Source organism: Bacteroides sp. AM41-16, from assembly GCF_003603495.1.
Classification (GTDB): domain Bacteria; phylum Bacteroidota; class Bacteroidia; order Bacteroidales; family Bacteroidaceae; genus Bacteroides; species Bacteroides uniformis.
Map to the genome: position 1 here is coordinate 101,265 of NZ_QTNE01000006.1, position 21,234 is coordinate 122,498.

Annotated in this window: 18 protein-coding genes and 1 tRNA gene; 13 read left to right on the forward strand and 6 right to left on the reverse strand. The window is 48.2% G+C overall.

Annotated features, from left to right (window positions below):
- The first annotated feature begins 81 nt into the window (after window positions 1-81).
- The 3 genes from rsmA to DW896_RS07590 all read left to right on the forward strand — a co-directional run bounded on the left by rsmA (window position 82) and on the right by DW896_RS07590 (window position 4,220).
- Window positions 82-876, forward strand: coding sequence for a 16S rRNA (adenine(1518)-N(6)/adenine(1519)-N(6))-dimethyltransferase RsmA (rsmA, locus tag DW896_RS07580; protein WP_005824025.1), 795 nt, complete (start codon window positions 82-84; stop codon window positions 874-876).
- A gap of 26 nt (window positions 877-902) precedes the next feature.
- Window positions 903-2,249 carry a magnesium transporter gene (mgtE, locus tag DW896_RS07585; protein WP_165852480.1) on the forward strand — a complete coding sequence of 449 codons (1,347 nt, stop codon included), beginning with the start codon at window positions 903-905 and terminating at the stop codon, window positions 2,247-2,249.
- A 117-nt stretch (window positions 2,250-2,366) separates the two neighbouring features.
- Complete coding sequence (locus DW896_RS07590) at window positions 2,367-4,220, forward strand: DUF349 domain-containing protein (RefSeq protein ID WP_008665652.1); 1,854 nt, start codon at window positions 2,367-2,369, stop codon at window positions 4,218-4,220.
- Window positions 4,221-4,304: 84 nt separating this feature from the next.
- On the opposite strand, the gene DW896_RS07595 is transcribed toward DW896_RS07590, so the two are convergent.
- Together DW896_RS07595 and DW896_RS07600 are read right to left on the reverse strand one after the other, a co-directional pair.
- Complete coding sequence (locus tag DW896_RS07595) at window positions 4,305-5,483, reverse strand: phosphoribosylaminoimidazolecarboxamide formyltransferase (RefSeq protein WP_119993087.1); 1,179 nt, start codon at window positions 5,481-5,483, stop codon at window positions 4,305-4,307.
- 179 nt (window positions 5,484-5,662) lie between these two features.
- Window positions 5,663-5,733, reverse strand: a tRNA-Gln gene (locus tag DW896_RS07600).
- Window positions 5,734-5,950: 217 nt separating this feature from the next.
- Here DW896_RS07600 and rsfS point away from each other — a divergent pair.
- The 3 genes from rsfS to DW896_RS07615 are packed head-to-tail and all read left to right on the forward strand — an operon-like array spanning window position 5,951 to window position 9,164.
- Window positions 5,951-6,310 carry a ribosome silencing factor gene (gene rsfS / locus DW896_RS07605; RefSeq protein WP_005824036.1) on the forward strand — a complete coding sequence of 120 codons (360 nt, stop codon included), beginning with the start codon at window positions 5,951-5,953 and terminating at the stop codon, window positions 6,308-6,310.
- A 9-nt stretch (window positions 6,311-6,319) separates the two neighbouring features.
- Complete coding sequence (ftsH, locus tag DW896_RS07610) at window positions 6,320-8,332, forward strand: ATP-dependent zinc metalloprotease FtsH (RefSeq protein WP_005824037.1); 2,013 nt, start codon at window positions 6,320-6,322, stop codon at window positions 8,330-8,332.
- A complete protein-coding gene (locus tag DW896_RS07615) occupies window positions 8,322-9,164 on the forward strand; it encodes a phosphatidate cytidylyltransferase (RefSeq protein ID WP_057258879.1) in 843 nt (280 codons plus the stop codon). The genes ftsH and DW896_RS07615 overlap by 11 nt, the downstream gene beginning before the upstream one ends.
- Window positions 9,165-9,281: 117 nt before the next feature.
- Here the strand turns inward: DW896_RS07615 and DW896_RS07620 are convergent, their stop codons facing one another.
- The 3 genes from DW896_RS07620 to surE form a co-directional block, all read right to left on the reverse strand.
- The gene (locus DW896_RS07620; RefSeq protein ID WP_165852965.1) at window positions 9,282-10,031 is read right to left on the reverse strand and encodes a NigD-like protein; all 750 of its coding nucleotides are present in this window, start codon (window positions 10,029-10,031) and stop codon (window positions 9,282-9,284) included.
- A gap of 98 nt (window positions 10,032-10,129) precedes the next feature.
- Window positions 10,130-11,275 (reverse strand): lipid-A-disaccharide synthase, encoded by a 1,146-nt coding sequence (lpxB, locus tag DW896_RS07625; protein WP_119993092.1) that lies wholly within the window; start codon window positions 11,273-11,275, stop codon window positions 10,130-10,132.
- A gap of 24 nt (window positions 11,276-11,299) precedes the next feature.
- Entirely contained in the window at window positions 11,300-12,064 is a 765-nt protein-coding gene (gene surE, locus DW896_RS07630; protein WP_005824046.1) for a 5'/3'-nucleotidase SurE, read from the reverse strand.
- A gap of 157 nt (window positions 12,065-12,221) precedes the next feature.
- On the opposite strand from surE, the gene DW896_RS07635 reads away from it, so the two are divergent.
- The 7 genes from DW896_RS07635 (at window position 12,222) to DW896_RS07665 (ending at window position 20,824) form a co-directional block, all read left to right on the forward strand.
- Window positions 12,222-13,658: a DUF1080 domain-containing protein gene (locus DW896_RS07635; protein WP_119993095.1), complete on the forward strand. Its 1,437-nt coding sequence runs from the start codon at window positions 12,222-12,224 to the stop codon at window positions 13,656-13,658.
- A 45-nt stretch (window positions 13,659-13,703) separates the two neighbouring features.
- Window positions 13,704-14,177, forward strand: a complete 474-nt coding sequence (locus DW896_RS07640) for a DUF456 domain-containing protein (protein WP_005824051.1) — start codon at window positions 13,704-13,706, stop codon at window positions 14,175-14,177.
- 421 nt (window positions 14,178-14,598) lie between these two features.
- Window positions 14,599-15,369 (forward strand): ParA family protein, encoded by a 771-nt coding sequence (locus DW896_RS07645; protein ID WP_008665665.1) that lies wholly within the window; start codon window positions 14,599-14,601, stop codon window positions 15,367-15,369.
- 107 nt (window positions 15,370-15,476) lie between these two features.
- The gene (locus DW896_RS07650; RefSeq protein WP_005824054.1) at window positions 15,477-16,361 is read left to right on the forward strand and encodes a ParB/RepB/Spo0J family partition protein; all 885 of its coding nucleotides are present in this window, start codon (window positions 15,477-15,479) and stop codon (window positions 16,359-16,361) included.
- Entirely contained in the window at window positions 16,362-17,141 is a 780-nt protein-coding gene (locus tag DW896_RS07655; protein WP_005824056.1) for a DUF5683 domain-containing protein, read from the forward strand. It abuts the gene before it with no gap.
- Window positions 17,142-17,193: 52 nt separating this feature from the next.
- On the forward strand, window positions 17,194-18,489 hold the full coding sequence (locus DW896_RS07660; protein ID WP_200998832.1) for a lytic transglycosylase domain-containing protein: 1,296 nt from the start codon (window positions 17,194-17,196) through the stop codon (window positions 18,487-18,489).
- A gap of 76 nt (window positions 18,490-18,565) precedes the next feature.
- A complete protein-coding gene (locus DW896_RS07665) occupies window positions 18,566-20,824 on the forward strand; it encodes a bifunctional (p)ppGpp synthetase/guanosine-3',5'-bis(diphosphate) 3'-pyrophosphohydrolase (RefSeq protein ID WP_022402310.1) in 2,259 nt (752 codons plus the stop codon).
- Between the two features lie 17 nt (window positions 20,825-20,841).
- Here DW896_RS07665 and DW896_RS07670 read toward each other — a convergent pair whose 3' ends face one another.
- Window positions 20,842-21,231: a MerR family transcriptional regulator gene (locus DW896_RS07670; RefSeq protein WP_005824060.1), complete on the reverse strand. Its 390-nt coding sequence runs from the start codon at window positions 21,229-21,231 to the stop codon at window positions 20,842-20,844.
- Window positions 21,232-21,234 lie beyond the last annotated feature (3 nt).

Below are 21,234 nucleotides of genomic sequence, written 5' to 3' on the forward strand. Positions count from 1 at the left end.
ACCTTTGCTCCGTGTAAAGATAGGTTGTTGTTCACGTTACAGCCTACGTTTACGGAGCAAAAGTAATGATTTAGTTGATACATGAGAGTAGTTAAACCTAAAAAGTTTCTCGGGCAACACTTCCTGAAAGACCTGAAAGTGGCACAAGACATTGCCGACACGGTAGATGTCTGTCCCGAAATTCCCATCCTCGAAGTTGGTCCGGGAATGGGAGTGCTGACCCAGTTTCTTCTGCCCAAAGAACGCAACGTCAAAGTAGTAGAACTGGACTACGAGTCAGTGGCCTACCTACGGGAAGCCTATCCGCAACTGGAAGACAACATCATTGAGGACGACTTCCTCAAAATGAATCTGCAACGATTGTTTGGCGGGCAACCTTTTGTGCTGACGGGAAACTATCCTTATAATATCTCCAGCCAGATATTCTTCAAAATGCTGGAATATAAGGATCTGATTCCCTGCTGTACGGGTATGATACAAAAGGAAGTAGCCGAGCGCATAGCCGCCGGGCCGGGCAGCAAGACATACGGAATCCTAAGTGTACTGATACAAGCATGGTACAAAGTGGAGTACTTGTTTACGGTACACGAACATGTCTTCAACCCGCCCCCCAAAGTTAAAAGTGCCGTCATCTGCATGATGCGCAATGAAACGCACGATTTAGGCTGCGACGAGAAATTGTTCAAGCAAGTAGTGAAAACCACGTTCAACCAACGACGCAAGACTCTGCGGAACTCCATAAAACCGATACTCGGCAAAGACTGTCCACTGACGGAAGACGTATTATTTAATAAACGCCCGGAACAACTGTCCGTACAGGAATTTATTCAGCTGACCAACCAAGTGGAACAGGCATTGAGAACGATTAATGATTAATGGTTAGTGATTAAACACGAACAATCATGGAAATAGACGAAGAATACATAGACAAAGTCAAAAGCCTGATAGAACAGAAAGACGCGGAAAACGTCAAAACACTTTTGACCGACCTTCACCCGGCGGATATTGCAGAACTGTGTAATGACCTCGGCTTGGAGGAAGCCCGCTTCGTTTACCGCCTCCTTGACAACGAAACGGCAGCGGACGTACTGGTTGAAATGGACGAAGACATCCGGAAAGAATTCCTGGAACTTCTTCCTTCGGAGACCATTGCCAAGCGTTTCGTGGATTATATGGACACGGACGATGCCGTAGACCTGATGCGCGAACTCGATGAAGACAAGCAGGAGGAAATACTTTCGCACATCGAAGATATAGAACAAGCCGGTGACATCGTTGACCTGCTGAAATATGATGAAGACACTGCCGGTGGTTTGATGGGTACGGAAATGGTGACTGTCAATGAAAACTGGAGTATGCCGGAGTGCCTGAAGGAAATGCGCCTGCAAGCTGAAAAGCTGGATGAAATTTACTACGTATACGTCATCGACGACGAAGACCGTCTGCAAGGGGTATTCCCATTGAAGAAAATGATAACTTCCCCTTCTGTCTCCAAGGTAAAGCATGTGATGCGGAAAGATCCTATCTCCGTCCATGTAGATACCCCCATTGACGAAGTGGTACAAATCATCGAAAAGTATGACTTGGTGGCAGCTCCTGTTGTAGACAGTATCGGGCGTCTGGTAGGCCAGATTACCGTAGACGACGTCATGGACGAAGTCCGCGAACAGTCGGAACGTGATTACCAGTTGGCATCCGGTTTGTCCCAAGATGTAGAAACGGACGATAATGTCATGCGCCAGACTTCTGCCCGCCTTCCATGGTTACTTATCGGTATGTTAGGCGGTATAGGCAACTCCATGATATTGGGTAACTTCGACACGACTTTCGCCGCCCATCCGGAAATGGCCCTTTATATTCCGTTGATTGGTGGTACGGGGGGAAACGTGGGAACCCAGTCGTCTGCCATCATCGTGCAAGGCCTTGCCAACAGCTCACTGGATGCCAAAGACACCTTCAAGCAGGTAGCCAAGGAAGCAGTAGTGGCGGTCATCAATGCCACCATCATCTCCCTGCTGGTATACATCTATAATTTTATCCGGTTCGGAGCTACGGCTACGGTCACTTATTCCGTCTCCATCAGCCTCTTTGCAGTCGTCATGTTCGCCTCCATCTTCGGAACGCTAGTCCCCATGACTTTAGAGAAACTGAAGGTTGACCCGGCCATTGCCACCGGCCCGTTTATCTCCATTACCAATGACATTATAGGCATGATGCTGTACATGGGTATCACTGTCTTACTGTCATAAAAACAAGAAAATAGAAAAAAATCAAGGCAAATTGTATGAAGTAATCATTTTATTTCATTAATTTGTAGCCTAATGTAACCCGAACGGGAGGAACCCGTTTCTAAAAAAGTAAATACAATGACGGACACTCATGACACTAATCTCCCCGAAAAGCCGGTGGAATTAGAAGAAGAAAAGAAGACAGCAGAGGTTTCTGAACCGGCAACAACAGAAACTCCCGCTGAAGAAATCGTTTCGGAAAAGCCGGTAGAGCCAGTTCAGAAGCTCACGAAAGAGGAAATACTTGCCAAACTCAAAGAGGTGGTTGCAGACGTGGAGAACGTGGCAAAACCTGAAATAGACGGTTTGAAGCAATCTTTCTACAAGCTGCACAATGCTGAGCAGGAAGCGGCCAGAAAACTGTTCATTGAAAACGGAGGCGCCGCGGAGAACTTTGTTCCACAAACAGACAGTGTGGAAGAAGAGTTCAAGAATATCATGTCCGTCATCAAAGAAAAAAGAAGCGCACTCACAGCCGAACTGGAGAAGCAGAAGGAAATGAACCTGCAGGTAAAGCTTTCCATCATCGAAGAGCTGAAGGAGCTGGTTGAATCTCCAGATGACGCCAACAAGAGCTATACGGAGTTCAAGAAACTACAGCAGCAATGGAACGAAGTTAAACTCGTTCCGCAAGCTAAGGTCAACGAGCTTTGGAAAAACTACCAATTGTATGTTGAGAAATTCTATGACCTTCTGAAACTGAACAATGAATTCCGCGAATACGATTTCAAGAAGAATTTGGAAATCAAGACACATCTCTGTGAAGCTGCCGAAAAGCTGGCGGATGAAGCGGATGTAGTTTCAGCTTTCCATCAGTTACAGAAGCTACATCAAGAATTTCGTGATACAGGGCCGGTAGCCAAGGAACTACGCGACGAAATCTGGGCACGTTTCAAAGCTGCCTCTACAACCGTAAATCGACGTCACCAGCAACATTTCGAAGCGTTGAAGGAAGTGGAACAACACAATCTTGACCAAAAGACCGTAATTTGCGAAATCATAGAAGCCATCGACTACAAAGAACTGACAAACTTTGCTTCTTGGGAGAGCAAAACGCAAGAAGTCATCGCACTTCAAAACAAATGGAAGACCATCGGTTTCGCTCCGCAAAAAATGAACGTGAAGATTTTCGAACGTTTCCGCAAAGCGTGCGACGAGTTCTTCCGTAAAAAGGGAGAGTTCTTCAAGACCCTGAAGGAAGGTATGAACGAAAACCTGGAAAAGAAGCGTGCCTTGTGCGAAAAAGCAGAAGCTCTTAAGGACAGTACCGACTGGAAAGTAACTGCCGATGAACTGACCAAACTTCAGAAAGAATGGAAAACCATCGGTCCGGTAGCAAAGAAATATTCGGATGCCGTATGGAAACGTTTCATCTCCGCTTGTGACTACTTCTTCGAACAAAAGAACAAAGCCACTTCTTCACAGCGCAGCGTAGAGCAGGAAAATCTGGAAAAGAAAAAAAACATCATCGAGAAACTGAATGCTATTGATGACCAAATGGATACGGAGGGAGCTACCCAATTGGTACGCGACCTCATGAAAGAGTGGAACGGCGTAGGACATGTACCTTTCAAAGAGAAAGACCGAATCTATAAGCAATACCATAGTCAGATAGACAAATTGTTTGAACGCTTCAACATCAGTGCCTCCAACAAGAAGCTAAGCAATTTCAAGTCGACTATCAGCTCCATTCAGGAAGGTAGTCCACAAGCCCTTTACCGGGAACGTGAGAAGCTGGTACGTGCCTTCGACAATATGAAGAACGAGCTCCAGACATATGAAAACAATCTCGGCTTCCTGACCACTTCTTCCAAGAAGGGAAATAGTCTGCTGACAGAAATCAACCGCAAGGTGGAAAAGCTGAAAGCAGACATCGAGCTTGTGAAAGAAAAGATAAAAGTGGTGGACGAGAACATCAAAAACCAAGGATAACGTAACAAGATAAGACTTAATAAAAAAGGAACCCGCCCCTACAGCTATGCAGCTGTGGGGGCGGGCCTACTTTTATACCCCTTATCAATGATGGAACAGACGGATACCCGTGAACGACATGGCAATGCCATATTTATCGCAAGTTTCAATCACATGGTCATCGCGTACAGAACCACCCGCTTGGGCAATGTAATCTACTCCACTCTTATGGGCACGCTCAATATTGTCTCCAAAAGGGAAGAATGCATCCGAACCCAAAGAAACACCTTTCAATGTATCCAACCAAGCCCGTTTTTCTTCACGGGTCAGCACTTCAGGTTTCTCCGTAAAGAACTGCTGCCAAACACCGTTAGCCAGCACATCGTCATGGTCTTCACTGATATAGACATCAATCGTATTATCACGGTCGGCACGGCGGATTTTCTCTACCCATGGCAAATTCAACACCTTCGGATGCTGGCGTAAATACCAAATGTCGGCCTTGTTGCCCGCCAAGCGAGTACAGTGGATACGGCTCTGCTGGCCGGCACCAATACCGATAGCCTGACCGTCCTTCACATAGCATACAGAATTCGACTGCGTATATTTCAAAGTGATAAGGGCTATCATCAAATCACGTTTCGCTGCTTCCGGGAAATTCTTATTCCGAGTAGGAATATTCGCAAAGAGTTCATCTCCATTCAGCTTTATCTCATTACGTCCCTGCTCAAACGTGATACCAAAGACATCCTTATGTTCAATCGGGGCAGGCTTATAGCCGGGACTTATCTGAATCACATTGTAAGTTCCTTTACGCTTTTCCCTCAAGATAGCCAGTGCTTCGTCCGTATACCCCGGAGCAATAACGCCATCCGAGACCTCGCGGTTAATAAAACGTGCAGTAGCCACGTCGCACACATCACTCAAAGCGATAAAGTCACCATAGGAAGACATACGGTCGGCACCGCGGGCACGCACATATGCGCAAGCAAGCGGAGAGAGCGGAAGATTATCCACAAAATAAATCTTCTTCATTGTCTCGTTGAGTTCCAAGCCGATGGCGGCACCCGCCGGACTGACGTGCTTGAATGAAGTTGCAGCAGGCATACCGGTCGCCTCTTTCAGTTCCTTTACCAACTGCCATCCATTCAAGGCATCCATAAAATTAATATACCCCGGACGTCCATTCAAAACCTCAATAGGTAACTCCCCCTCCTGCATGAAAATGCGAGCCGGCTTCTGGTTAGGGTTACAGCCGTACTTCAGTGCTAATTCTTTTGCCATAAAATTCTGCTTTAATGTTGAAATGCTACAAATTTACAGAATATTTCCGGCTTACAGAAGCCTTGTCACTGAATTTGCCACCGAATGCCTACACTGAAATTTTCGTACATGGTCGAAAAGCAACAAAAAACCACTAAAACTTGCGATTTTAGTGGTTTTTTGACTTAAATAAGAGTTCGTTGGGCTACCTGGATTCGAACCAGGAATGACAGGACCAGAATCTGTAGTGTTACCATTACACCATAGCCCAATTGTTATTATTTCCGTTTTGCGGTTGCAAAGATACAAAGATTTCTATAAATCAAAACAAAAACGAGTGTTTTTTTCGCAAAAAACTGATAAGATACCGTAATCCAAAGGATTATATAACTAAAAAAAATCAAAAATTGAAAGAGTTTTCCTCTTTTGCGTGTTTGATATGAGAAATCAACGTATATTTGTCAACTGTTTTAATATAATAATGTATAATGAACGAAACGAAGAAACTGATTCAACAGATAACAGAAGGTATTCAAGATAAAAAAGGAAAAAAAATCGTCATCGCAGATCTGACAAAAATCGACGATACAATATGCAATTATTTCGTCATCTGCCAAGGAAACTCTCCCAGCCAAGTGACAGCCATTGTAGAATCCATCAGGGACTTCACACGCAAGGGTGCCGATACCAAGCCCTTTGCCGTAGACGGGCTGCGCAATGCCGAATGGGTAGCTATGGACTACTCGGACATATTGGTGCATGTCTTCCTGCCTGAAACAAGGGAATTCTACAATCTGGAGCACCTATGGGCAGACGCCAAATTAACTCAAATTCCTGACCTCGATTAATCAAAACGTATGGACAATAATACCAACAAGAAACCCAATAAAGTGAATATGCCCAAGTTCAACCTGAACTGGCTGTATATGATTATAGCGATGATGTTGCTGGGGTTGTACCTGACCAATGAAAGTGGTACGGCAACTAAAAACATCTCTTATGATGAATTCCAGCAATATGTACGAGACGGTTATATAAGCAAAGTCATCGGCTACGACGACAATTCCGTCGAAGCATACGTCAAACCCCAGCACGTAGGAAACGTATTTCGTCAGGACTCCAGCCGCGTAGGCAAGAATCCGCTTATTACGACCGAGGCCCCCTCACGCGAGAGCCTAGGTAATTTCCTGCAAAAGGAAAGAGACGACGCCCACTTTGACGGCTCCATTAACTACGAAAAAAAGCGGAACTACTTCGGTGCCATTTTGTGGCAGATTCTCCCCTTTGCATTCCTTATCGGTTTCTGGATTTTCATGTCCCGCCGCATGAGCGGTGGTGGAGGCATGGGCGGAGGTGGAGGCATCTTCAGCGTAGGAAAGTCCAAGGCCCAATTGTTTGAAAAAGGTTCCCCCATCAAGATTACATTCAAGGATGTGGCAGGACTTGCTGAAGCCAAGCAAGAGGTAGAAGAAATTGTCGAGTTCTTGAAAGAGCCCCAGAAATATACCGATTTGGGAGGTAAGATACCCAAGGGCGCCTTGCTGGTAGGCCCTCCGGGAACCGGAAAGACCCTGCTTGCAAAGGCCGTGGCCGGAGAAGCCAACGTACCTTTCTTCTCTTTGGCAGGTTCCGACTTTGTGGAAATGTTTGTCGGCGTGGGAGCTTCCCGTGTCCGCGATTTGTTCCGCCAAGCAAAGGAAAAAGCGCCTTGTATCGTGTTCATCGACGAGATTGACGCTGTAGGGCGTGCCCGTGCCAAAGCAGCCGCTATGGGTGGCAACGACGAGCGCGAGAACACATTGAACCAGTTACTGACCGAGATGGACGGTTTCGGCTCCAATAGTGGTGTTATCATCTTAGCCGCCACCAACCGTGTGGACGTTTTGGATAAGGCATTGCTGCGCGCCGGACGTTTTGACCGCCAGATACATGTAGACCTACCCGACCTTAATGAGCGTAAGGAAGTATTCGGTGTACACCTGCGCCCCATCAAGATAGACAATAGTGTGGATGTAGACCTTCTGGCACGCCAGACTCCCGGATTCTCGGGGGCAGACATTGCCAATGTATGTAACGAAGCAGCTTTGATAGCTGCCCGCCACGGCAAAAAGTTTGTCGGAAAGCAAGACTTTCTGGACGCCGTAGACCGTATTGTGGGTGGGTTGGAAAAGAAAACCAAAATCACTACCGAGGCCGAACGCCGTTCCATTGCCATACACGAAGCCGGCCATGCCAGTATCTCCTGGTTACTGGAATACGCCAATCCACTGATTAAAGTAACCATTGTACCCCGTGGACGTGCTTTGGGCGCGGCTTGGTATCTGCCGGAAGAACGGCAAATCACCACCAAGGAACAGATGCTCGATGAGATGTGTGCCACCTTGGGAGGACGTGCCGCCGAAGACCTATTCTTAGGTAGAATATCCACCGGAGCCATGAATGACTTGGAACGCGTGACCAAGCAGGCGTACGGTATGATTGCCTATCTGGGTATGAGCGAAAAACTCCCCAACCTCTGCTACTATAATAATGAGGAATATTCCTTCAACCGCCCGTATAGCGAAAAGACTGCGGAACTGATTGACGAAGAAGTGAAGCAGATGGTCAACGAACAGTACGAACGTGCCAAGAAAATATTGTCCGAAAACCAAGAAGGACACAACCGGCTGGCACAACTGCTGATTGACAAAGAAGTAATCTTTGCCGAAGACGTTGAACACATCTTTGGGAAACGTCCATGGGCTTCCCGTTCGGAGGAAATCAGTGCAAACAAGACTGCTGCCGAGCTGAAAAAAGCGGAGCAAGAAGAAGAGCAAAAAGCCATAGAAGCAGAAAAGGAAGTTAAGGAAGAAGAAAAGCATGAAAAATAACTTTATCCAACGTGCCGTTACCGGCGTGTTATTCGTCATAGTATTGGTGGGCTGTATTCTTTACAGCCCCCTTTCGTTCGGTATACTGTTCACCATTATCAGCGTACTGAGCGTACATGAGTTTGCCCAATTAGTCAGCAAGAGCAGCGAAGTAAGCATAAACAAGACCATCACTGCATTGGGAGGAGCCTACCTTTTCCTTGCATTGATGAGTTTCTGTACCCAGCAGTCTGTAGGAGCACGGGTATTCCTTCCTTATTTGGGACTATTGCTCTACATGATGATTACGGAACTTTACCTCAAGAAAAAGAATCCGACGGGTAACTGGGCCTACTCCATGCTAAGCCAATTGTACGTGGCACTCCCCTTTGCCCTGCTGAACGTACTTGCTTTTCAGAATTCCCCGGAAACGGGCAGTGTGACCTACAACCCTATTCTACCGCTTTCCATTTTCGTTTTTATCTGGCTGAGCGATACAGGTGCCTATTGCGTAGGTTCGCTGATAGGCAAACACCGTCTGTTCGAACGCATCTCACCTAAAAAATCCTGGGAGGGCAGCATCGGCGGCGGAATATTCTCCATCGCTTCCTCTCTTGGCTTTGCACATTTCTTTCCTTTTATGCCAGGATGGCAATGGGTAGGTCTGGCAATCGTTGTCGTCATTTTCGGCACTTGGGGCGATCTGACCGAATCACTCATGAAACGCCAATTGGGCATCAAGGATTCCGGTAACATTCTGCCGGGGCATGGAGGGATGCTCGACCGTTTCGACAGTGCCCTGATGGCAATTCCTGCAGCAGTTGTTTATCTATATGCCTTGACGATGTTCTAACGACGGCTCACATGACCAAACTTACATAAAACAAATATAAAAAGAGCACCCGGGCAAGATGAATGACATCAAAATCCCGGGTGCTCTTTCTAACTATATACTCTCGCAAACTCTTTCTTACTTCAACTGCATATTGGACAAATCCACATTAGTAGTCAGCTTTTCATTACTCCCCGCAGTTTTCAAATCAAAGGTTACTTCCACCTCTCCATTCTCTTCTGAATTGAGTTTCAACTTGATGCCTTTGGTTTCAAAGGGGATGTCCAGACTGTTCAAGTTATAGGAGACAGCACCAGGACTACGACGTCCCGTCAGGTCATCATAATCGTTATAGCGGAGTTCCAAATGGACGTATCCATCTTCGCCATACAAAGCATCATCTTCTTGCGGACGCACCAGGCTGATGCGGTGTTTATTATCAGTCGAAGATGGCAGGTTCTGCATGAAAAAAATGTTCATATAGCCACCACTGATGGTGATATCACCTTTATATATAAACACGGGGTCATTACCAAATTCCTCTTCGGTTTCGGGAGTCAGCGTCTCCACCTCTTTCGTCAAGACGTTCTGCAGACGCAGCAGCTTCACAGCATGGTCATATCCTGCATAGTTGTCCCACAAAGGATTGAACACGGTAATCACACGCTGCCCATCCACAGCATCATACCACCCTATGTCCGTATTCACCGGCCAGAGCGTCCCCCAAACATCGCAGTTTAAATAAAAGGCATTTCCCGTAACACGCACAGTGGCCCACAAAGGCGGGGTAAAATCACCCAAAGAATATCCGTCGTTATCATCACATGATTGCAAAGCGGGCATCACTGCCAAACATATTGCCATAAATAACCAATGTAGCTTTTTCATAATCAAAGTCCTTTTCATTTGTTTCTATATAGAAAATACAAAAGCCGGGCATTTACTGCACCGGCTTTTCCCATTTTAACAAATTCTTAATTTTTCGATTATTCTTCCCTCCTCCTCAGTAATGCCACCATCTCGCGGGCAGCATGTTTGGGTGCCCCTGCCTCTCCCAGACAGGATGCCATATACTCATATCCCTCGAGCATCTGACGGCGGTATTCCTTATCGTACAAAATGCGGTTCAGCTCCGAGCGTACCTGCTCTACCGTCATGGTATCTGCAACCAGCTCTTTCACCACCTCCTGGTTGGCTATGAGATTGACCAGGGAAATGTACTTCACTTTCAGTATATGCCGTTTCAGGAAAGCGATAACCTTCCCTATCGGAGTATGGTAACATACCGCTTGCGGCACACGAAACAGAGCTGTTTCCAGCGTTGCCGTCCCCGAAGTGACCAGTGCAGCCTCTGCCTGCCTCAACAAAGGGAATGTCTTGTTGAAGATAATCTTCACGTCCACCCCACCCACATAACGTTTGTAATACTCGGGGGAAATACCCGGAGCACCGGCCAGCACCAGTTGATAATCGGGAAAAGAAGCTGCCGCACGAAGCATGTCGGGCAGATTGTCCTTGATTTCCTGCTTGCGGCTACCAGCCAGCAGAGCAATAACGGGTTTGGCCGAAAGTCCGTTTGCCCGGACAAAGTCGTCGAATGTCTCTGAGCTGGAAGCAAGAAAAGCCGTCACTTCATCCACTGTCGGATTGCCGACATAATGTATCGGATACCCGTGCTTCCCTTCAAAAAACTCCACCTCGAACGGTAGGATGGAGAACAGCTCATCCACATCCCGTTTAATATTCTTGATGCGGTATTCCTTCCATGCCCAAATCTTGGGAGAAATATAATAAAAGACAGGAATCCTTGTGTTGGCATGGACAAACTTGGCTATATCCAGATTAAAGCCCGGATAGTCCACCAAAATCAGCACATCCGGCTGCCACGTAACAATGTCCTCCTTGCAGCGCTTCATATTGGCAAAGATGGTGCGCAGATGCAGCAGTACGGGAATGAACCCCATATACGCCAACTCTTTGTAATGCTTCACCATCACACCGCCCACTGCAGCCATGAGGTCGCCTCCGAAGAAACGGAACTCCGCTTGCGAGTCCTCCTCCTTCAATGCAGCCATCAGATGGGAGGCATGCAGGTCGCCGGAAGCTTCACCGACAATCAAGTAATACTTCATATCAATTGATAATTGTCAATTAATTCAGAACCATGCTTTCAGTTCATCAATCAAGCCGTATGCCGTTGCATCCACCGTGGTCGGGGTGATTGCCACATAACCGTTATCAAGCGCCCAATGGTCATTCTTCTCATTTTCGGCATCGTTGTTCTCAAACTCGCCGGTCAGCCAGTAGTAATGGGCATCTCCTCTATGGGCAAAGTTTTCCCATTCATTGGTCCATTGCCCCTTGGTTTGTTCGCAAATCTTCACACCCTTCAATTCTTTGGTATCGGGGAAGTTGACATTGAGGCATGTCAACGGAGGGAGTCCTTTCTCCAATACCAGCCGGGCTATCTCGCGGATGTAAGGACCTGCAGGTTCAAAATCAGCGTTCGGCTCATGGTTGCAAAGGGAGAATCCGATGGAAGGCACTCCTTTCAGGCATCCCTCTATCACAACGCCCATCGTACCGGAATAATGCAGGTTTACAGAAGAATTGTCGCCGTGGTTGATGCCGCCTACCACCAAGTCGGGCTTGCGGTCGAGCACCGTATGAAAAGCCAGCTTCACACAATCGGTCGGCGTACCGGAACACTTGTATACCGTCAGCCCAACATCCTTACGGACCAACTGGTAGTGGATAGGTTCCGTTACAGTCAGCGCACACGCACTTCCAGAGCGAGGTGCATCCGGCGCCATTACCACAATCTCGCCCAGCGGACGGAGGAATTTGATTAACTCGCTAATACCTTTCGCAATGATGCCGTCATCATTGGAAATCAATATCAAAGGTCTCTGATTTTCCATAACTTTCTTTTTTATTATCGTGCAAAAGTAGCTAAAAAGGCTTTAAACAGAATACTACAAAGATAATAATTCTTTTGTATTCAAAGATATTTTCAGAAAAGGCTAACTTTGTACCGACAATAATTGGAATATAATCATTCATAAAATCCATGCTATAATGAACACTTCTTGCCATTCTACCATTGCTGCACGCATCGAGACGGCAGCTGCCGCAATTATTCTGTTTCTAACAACCCTGACAAGCTGTGGCAGGAGCAGTTCTCCCGAGCCACTTGACCAATGGAATGACGGGACATCTACGCTTCACACGGCAGACCCGGTCATTGCAGAAGGCCGGAAGCTCTTCAACGACAAAGAATACCAAAATTTCCGACTCACCGGAGAAGCCCTCACACAACCCGGCTCCGAAGCAGGCCTCCTCTTTCATACGGACGGCGAGTCCGGTTATGAAGTGATATTCCGTAACGGAGACATCGACGGCACACGCAAGAGCGGCTCACTCGCCTCGGTGCGCAACCTCTATCGCTCACTCGCAAAAGATGGAGAATGGTTTGACTTCGAGATAACCGTACGCGGACAAAACATCATTGTCTGCATTAACGGAACCGAAGTTGTTTGTTATACCGAACCCGGACACCCATATCGCACAGAGGAGCACGCCCGGCAACTGCTGAGTCAAGGTTCCATTGCCCTGCAAGGCATACACGGCGAAGTGTCATTCCGGAATCTCGCCATCGAACGGCTTGCCAAGGAGGCACGCAACGAAGCCGACGCGCTTGCTCCGGTAGACGAGCGCACGGATGAGATAATCAGGCTACAGCAGCACGATTTCCCAGTTATAGACTATCACGTTCACTTGAAAGGAGGGCTGACGAAGGAAATGGCACACGCCATGTCCATGAATTACGGTATCAACTATGGTGTCGCCCCCAATGCCGGAGAAGGAGGCGTAGGACGTATGCTGGCCGATGACAAAGAAGTGTACGACTATTTTAATGAAGTAAAAGGGATGCCATTCCTGTGCGGTGTACAAGGTGAGGGACGCAAATGGACGGCAACTTTCTCGCAGGAAGCTTTGGGGATTTTCGATTACCTGTTTACCGACGCCATGACCATCATAGACCACAAGGGACGTAATTCGCGCATCTACCGGGCCGAAGAAGCACTCTTTGATGACATTACGCTTGAACAGTATATGGACCACCTTGTCGACCAAACAGTCCTGATTCTGACCAACGAGCCAGCCGACATTTATGCCAACCCTACCTTCTTGCCCGATACTATGGCGCATGATTACGACAAGTACTGGACGGACGGACGCATTGAACGCGTATTGAATGTATTGCAACAACATGGAATCGCTCTGGAAATCAATGCACGCTACCGGATTCCCAGTTTCGAGATTATCCGTCGCGCCAAAGCACGTGGAATCAAACTCACATTCGGTACAAACAATGTCGATGCCGACTTCGGACGACTGGAATACTGCGCCGAAGCCATCAAGCAATGCGGCCTCACAGCCGACGATATATGGTTCCCGTCGATGAGCACACGCCGCTCCCGCCCCATTGTCATATACAACCGATTCGAGTAGCAGGGAACAACCGCTGTCATCTTCACCAACAGAAACGATACACCTATGGACATTCTTCTCATCATCTTGGGCATCCTCTGCCTGATTGTCGGATTGGCAGGCTGCATCCTGCCTATGATTCCGGGACCGCCCGTAGCCTATGCAGGCTTGTTGCTTCTACATTTCACGGACAAGGCGCAGTTTTCCACCACGCAGTTACTTTTATGGCTGGCAGCAGTCGTCCTTGTACAGATACTGGATTATTTCGTCCCGATGCTGGGCAGCAAATACAGCGGAGGCAGTCGGTGGGGAACGCGCGGCTGCCTCATAGGCACCATCGTAGGGTTGTTCTTCATGCCTTGGGGCATCATCCTCGGCCCCTTTCTCGGAGCCTTTGCCGGCGAACTGATGGGAGGCAGCAAGACAGACCAGGCCTTGAAATCGGGGCTGGGCTCGCTGCTTGGATTCTTGCTGGGCACAGTAGTGAAATGTGTGATGTGTGCGTACTTCTGCTGGGAGTTCGTCAAAGCCTTGGTCTGACACCAGCTCCTCTCCTTCTGCCCGGGAACAACTTATCCCCCGACCATCTTCCACACGGTAGTCCATCTGCATGAGATGTACATCTCGAGCAACATGAGATGCACGTTTCAAACAACACGAGATGTACATCTCATGCAAGTAGAGAGAATAGTCCAAGCCAATGTCTTCCATTGGTTTACAAATCTTAATCTTCTGCAAGCGAGACAAAAAATCAGCTTCATTTCAAGATAAATACGTATATTTGCCCACTAAACAGAGAAAGAACGCTTTACGCGCAATTTACAAGAAGAAAAACAGCGGTAAACGTCTGTGAGTTATTAACAAAACAGCCGACTTATCAACCGTTTTTGCAATCTTTCTCCAAATTTGTAGGCGCTATCCGGAATTATCACTTATTTCGCTGCCAATAAATATTGAGATTATGGGAAAAATAATTGCTATGGCTAACCAAAAGGGTGGTGTAGGCAAGACTACGACGACAATCAACCTCGCAGCCTCACTCGCCACGCTTGAAAAGAAAGTGCTCGTTGTAGATGCCGACCCGCAGGCCAATGCCTCCTCAGGATTGGGTGTGGACATCAAGCAGTCGGAATGTACTATCTACGAGTGCATTATTGACCGTGCAGACGTACGCGAGGCCCTTCATGACACGGAGATAGACACACTGAAGGTAATCTCCTCCCACATCAATCTGGTAGGTGCCGAAATAGAGATGCTCAATCTGAAAAACCGCGAAAAGATACTGAAAGAAGTACTCGCTCCGCTGAAGAATGAGTTTGATTATATCTTGATAGACTGTTCCCCGTCTTTGGGTCTGATTACGGTCAACGCACTGACTGCCGCCGATTCGGTAATCATCCCCGTACAAGCGGAATATTTTGCACTGGAAGGCATCAGCAAATTGCTGAATACCATTAAAATCATCAAGTCCAAGCTGAACCCTGCCCTCGAAATCGAAGGCTTCCTGCTGACGATGTACGACTCGCGCCTGCGCCAGGCCAACCAGATTTACGATGAAGTGAAACGCCACTTCCAGGAATTGGTATTCAACACCGTCATCCAGCGCAATGTGAAACTGAGCGAAGCTCCCAGCTACGGCCTGCCCACCATTCTCTATGACGCAGACTCAACCGGAGCCAAAAACCACATGGCACTTGCCAAGGAATTGATAAGCAGAAACGAAAAGAAGTGATTATAGTGGTTAGTGATTAATGATTAGTGATAAATACCATATTTACAATGCACAAACAAATCATCCCGTATGGTTAAATTGTAAATCGTCAAATAGTAAATAAACAGATGGCACAAAGAAATGCATTAGGACGCGGGCTAGACGCCCTCTTCTCCATGGATGAAGTAAAGACCGAAGGCTCCTCCTCTATCAATGAGATAGAGCTGTCGAAGATTACGGTCAATCCCAACCAGCCCCGTCATGAATTCGACCCGGTTGCGTTGCAGGAGTTAGCCGATTCCATCTCCGAAATCGGCATCATACAGCCCATCACCCTGCGCAAGCTTAGCGACGACGAATACCAGATTATCGCCGGCGAGCGTCGTTTCCGTGCTTCGCAGCTTGCCGGACTGACAAGCATCCCTGCCTATATCCGCACTGCAGATGACGAGAACGTCATGGAAATGGCGCTCATCGAAAACATACAGCGCGAAGACTTGAACTCCGTAGAAATAGCCCTCGCTTACCAGCATCTGTTGGAACAATACGGACTGACGCAGGAACGCCTCAGCGAACGCGTTGGTAAGAAGCGTACCACCATTGCCAACTACCTGCGCCTGCTCAAACTGCCCGCCCCCGTCCAGATGGGACTGCAGAACAAGCAGATAGACATGGGACATGCCCGCGCTTTGGTAACGCTTGGCGATCCCAAACTGCAAGTGAAGATTTTCGAAGAAATCCTGGAGCACGGGTATTCCGTACGCAAAGTGGAAGAAATCGTAAAGTCACTGAGTGAAGGCGAAAGCGTGAAGAGCGGTGGTCGTAAGATTGCCCCCAAGCGCGCCAAACTGCCCGAAGAATTCAATATGCTGAAACAACAGCTCTCGGGCTTTTTCAGTACCAAGGTGCAGCTAACCTGCTCGGAGAAAGGAAAAGGTAAAATCAGTATCCCGTTCAATAACGAAGAAGAATTGGAACGTATCATCGGCATTCTTGATACGCTGAAGAAATAAATGAGGAAAAAAGGAAGAATATATCAGTTAGCCATTGCCCTGCTGCTCTGTTTTTTACAGATGGCAGGGATTGCTATGTATGGTCAGGACCGTCCACGTGCCGCTTCCAAGCGTGCGCAGCGGCATCAGACCGATACACTCAACACCGTGGTGAACCGGGACAGCCTCACTGTTGCCGACAGTCTTGCAGCCGAAAACAAGCGGAAGATGCTGGAAATGACTGCCAGCCCCGACCTGAAGGAACAGCCCGTGCCTACAGACAGTCTGCAAAAGGCCATCGACCCCAAAAGGTGGGTACCTAATCCCACAAAAGCCACCTGGCTTGCCCTCGTCATTCCCGGCGGTGGACAAATTTACAACCGCAAGTATTGGAAACTGCCCATCTTCTATGGAGGATTTGCCGGTTGTGCCTATGCCCTTACGTGGAACAGCAAGATGTATAAGGACTATTCGGCCGCCTACAAGGATGCCGTAAATGGTAATTTCAACTCCAGTACCATTACCGACCTGCTGCCTCCCAACTATAACTATACCGAAAGCCAGCTGACGGAGACACTACGGAAGCGTAAGGATACCTTCCGACGATACCGCGACTTGAGCATCTTCGCCTTTATCGGTGTATACCTGCTGTCTGTTGTCGACGCATACGTAGACGCAGAGCTGTCCAACTTTGACATCACCCCCGACCTCAGCATGAAAGTGGAACCTGCCATAATCAACAGCCAGATGACTGGTTCCTCTAATAAGAACGTCGGCGTGCAATGCAGTTTCCGATTCTAAAAACGAAAATTAAAGCATAAATTATTACCTAATGACACACAAGGCCATATATATGAAAAGAATTATTCTCGGTTCCTCGCTTCTGTTTTGCGCCCTCTTCACCGCTCCGGCCATGCATGCGCAAGAAAGCGTGGAAGTGCTTATCCGCGAAAACGGCACGGAACGCCAGGAATCCATCGAGCTGCCCAAAAGCATGACCTATCCGCTGGACAGCCTGCTCAATGACTGGAAAGCCAAGAATTACATAGACTTGGGAAAAGACTGCAGCACCTCTACCGTAAACCCGATGTTCAGTGACTCTGTATACATAGACCGGTTGTCGCGCATGCCGACCGTCATGGAAATGCCATACAACGAGATTGTGCGCAAGTTCATCGACATGTATGCCGGACGTCTGCGCAACCAGGTTGCCTTCATGCTGAGCGCCTGCAACTTCTATATGCCCATCTTCGAAGAAGCGCTGGATGCCTACGGCCTGCCGCTCGAGCTGAAATACCTGCCCATCATAGAATCCGCTCTCAACCCTTCTGCCGTATCCCGCGCGGGAGCCTGCGGACTATGGCAGTTTATGCTCGCCACCGGAAAGATATACGGACTGGAAAGCAACAGCCTCGTAGACGAACGCCGTGACCCGATAAAGGCGACCTGGGCGGCAGCACGCTACCTGAAGGACATGTATGACATTTACAAAGACTGGAACCTGGTGATTGCCGCCTACAACTGCGGTCCGGGCACCATCAACAAAGCCATCCGCCGCTCGGGAGGGAAAACCGATTATTGGGAAATCTACAACTATCTGCCCAAAGAGACACGCGGCTACGTGCCCGCCTTCATTGCCGCCAACTACGTAATGACCTACTACTGCAAGCACAACATCTGCCCCATGGAAACCGACATTCCGGAAGCAACCGATACGGTGCAAGTAAGCCGTAACCTTCATTTCGAGCAGATTTCCGACCTATGCGGCATCAGCCTGGACCAGATAAAGAGCCTAAATCCCCAATTCAAGAAAAGCATCATCCCCGGAGAGAGCAAGCCGCAGACGCTACGCCTCCCCATCAACTACATCAGTGCCTTCATTGACAAGCAAGACACCATCTATGCCCACCGCAGTAACGAGCTGTTCAAGAACCGCAGAGTCGTGGCCGTTTCCAATACACGCTCGACGGCACGTAGCAGCAAAGGCAGTACCGCTACGGGGAATGTCACCTACCACAAGATACGCAGTGGCGAGAATCTCGGCAGCATTGCACGGAAATACGGCGTCACTGTCAATCAGTTAAAAAGTTGGAATGGATTGCGCAGTACCAGAATCTCCGCAGGAAAGCGCTTGAAGATTTATAAATAAAGACATAAACGCTTGCCCGGTGTTGAAAATTGCTTATTTTTGCAAAAAGTGAAGTGAAGAAAGGAGAAAGCAGTATATGGAAGAAAATATAAGTCAGAAGGAAAAGGAAAAAGCCGAAGAGGAAATGATCGAACAGGCATTCCAAGAACTGTTGAACGACTATTTGGCCACCAAGCACCGCAAGCGCGTCGAAATAATAACCAAAGCATTCAACTTTGCCAACCAGGCGCATAAGGGCATCAAGCGTCGTTCCGGCGAGCCCTACATCATGCACCCCATTGCTGTGGCAAAGATTGTCTGTAATGAGATAGGACTGGGGTCTACTTCCATATGCTCGGCATTGCTGCATGATGTGGTGGAGGACACCGACTACACCGTAGAGGATATTGAAAACATCTTCGGTCCCAAAATCGCCCAGATTGTAGACGGGCTGACAAAGATTTCCGGCGGTATCTTCGGCGACCGTGCCTCGGCGCAGGCAGAGAACTTCAAGAAGCTGCTGCTCACCATGTCCGACGATATCCGGGTTATCCTCATCAAGATAGCCGACCGTCTGCATAACATGCGTACACTCGGCTCCATGCTGCCCAACAAGCAGTTCAAGATTGCAGGCGAAACACTCTATATTTATGCCCCGCTCGCCAACCGCCTCGGCTTGTACAAAATCAAGACAGAACTGGAAAACCTGAGCTTCAAGTACGAACATCCGGAAGAGTACCACGAGATAGAAGAGAAACTGGAAGCCACCGCCGTGGAGCGCGACAAGGTATTCAATGAGTTCACCGCTCCGATACGGGCGCAACTGGACAAAATGGGACTGAAATACCGTATCCTTGCCCGTGTAAAGTCCATCTACTCCATCTGGAACAAAATGCAGACCAAGCATGTCCCCTTCGAGGAAATCTATGATTTGCTTGCTGTCCGCATCATCTTCGAGCCCCGCAATATAGAGGAAGAGCTAAACGACTGCTTCGACATTTACGTCTCCATATCCAAGATATACAAGCCCCACCCTGACCGCCTGCGCGACTGGGTGAGCCATCCCAAAGCCAACGGCTACCAAGCCCTGCACGTCACCCTTATGGGTAACAACGGGCAATGGATTGAAGTACAAATCCGCAGTGAACGCATGAATGACGTTGCCGAACAAGGCTTTGCCGCCCACTGGAAATACAAAGAAGGCGGAGGCAGCGAAGATGAAGGCGAACTGGAGAAATGGTTGCGTACCATCAAGGAAATTCTGGACGACCCACAACCGGACGCCATCGATTTTCTCGATACCATCAAACTGAACTTGTTTGCATCGGAAATTTTCGTCTTCACCCCGAAAGGCGACCTCAAGACCATGCCGCAGAACTCTACGGCACTGGACTTTGCCTTCTCCTTGCATACCGACATCGGCAGCCACTGCATCGGCGCCAAGGTAAACCACAAACTGGTTCCCCTAAGCCACAAACTGCAAAGCGGTGACCAGGTAGAGATATTGACCTCCAAATCGCAACGCGTGCAGCCGGAGTGGGAAGTGTATGCCACCACCGCCCGCGCCCGCGCCAAGATTGCCGCCATCCTGCGCAAAGAGGCGAAAACCTATCAGAAAGAAGGTGAAACCATACTGAACGAATTCTTCAAAAACGAGGATATACGTATGGATGATGCTGCTCTGGACAAGCTGACCAGGCTGCACGGCTTCCACACCCGCGACGAGCTGCTCGTTGCCATCGGCAACAAACGGGTTGTGCTGGGCGATGCCGACAAGAACGTGTTCAAGGAAAAGCAGAACAGCAACTGGAAGAAGTTCCTGACCTTCTCCTTCGGTAACAAGGACAACAAGGATGCCAAAGAACAACCGGAAGAGAAAACACCGCAAGAGAAAATCAACACTAAGCAGATTCTGAAGCTGACGGAAGAGACCATCTCAAAGAACTATATTATGGCCGACTGTTGCCATCCCATTCCGGGTGACGACGTACTGGGATACATCGACGAGCAAAACCGTGTTGTCATCCACAAGCGCCAATGCCCCGTTGCCACCCGCCTTAAGAGTAGCTACGGAAACCGTATCATCGCCACCGAGTGGGACACTCACAAGGATTTGTCGTTCCTCGTCACCATATATATAAAAGGTATAGACAGCATGGGATTGCTGAACGAAGTAACTCAAGTCATCTCCCGCCAGCTCAACGTGAATATCCGTAAACTGACCATCGAAACCAACGACGGTATCTTCGAAGGAAAGATACAACTCTATGTACACGATGTGGACGACGTGCGCACTATCTGCAATAACCTGAAGCAGATACAGAATATAAAACAAGTGACGAGAGTAGAGGAATAAACGGAGTGGTATTTATTCTACTTCAGTCCTTGAATATTTTCCTTCAAGCTCTCCACATCCTCGTAAGTAAACTCATCCAATGCCAGTTTCATGCCTACCAGTTCTTCGCGGATAGCTCTCAGGCGATCTACGATTTCAAAGTTGCGTATCGTAGCTTCTTTATTGTCTTTCATCCGTTGGCGGGCGCCGGGCAAGGTCATTCCGCGCTCCTTCACCAGATGATAGATAAGTTTCACTGTCTCAATGTCCTCCTTACGGTACTGGCGTATTCCCCGCCCCCCCTTCTTCGGATTGAGTTGCGGAAACTCCTTTTCCCAGAAACGGAGCAGTGATTCGTTGACATCGAACATGGCAGCCACCTCGCTGATGGAGTAATATAACTTTAAATTCTTATCTGTATTCAGCATGAT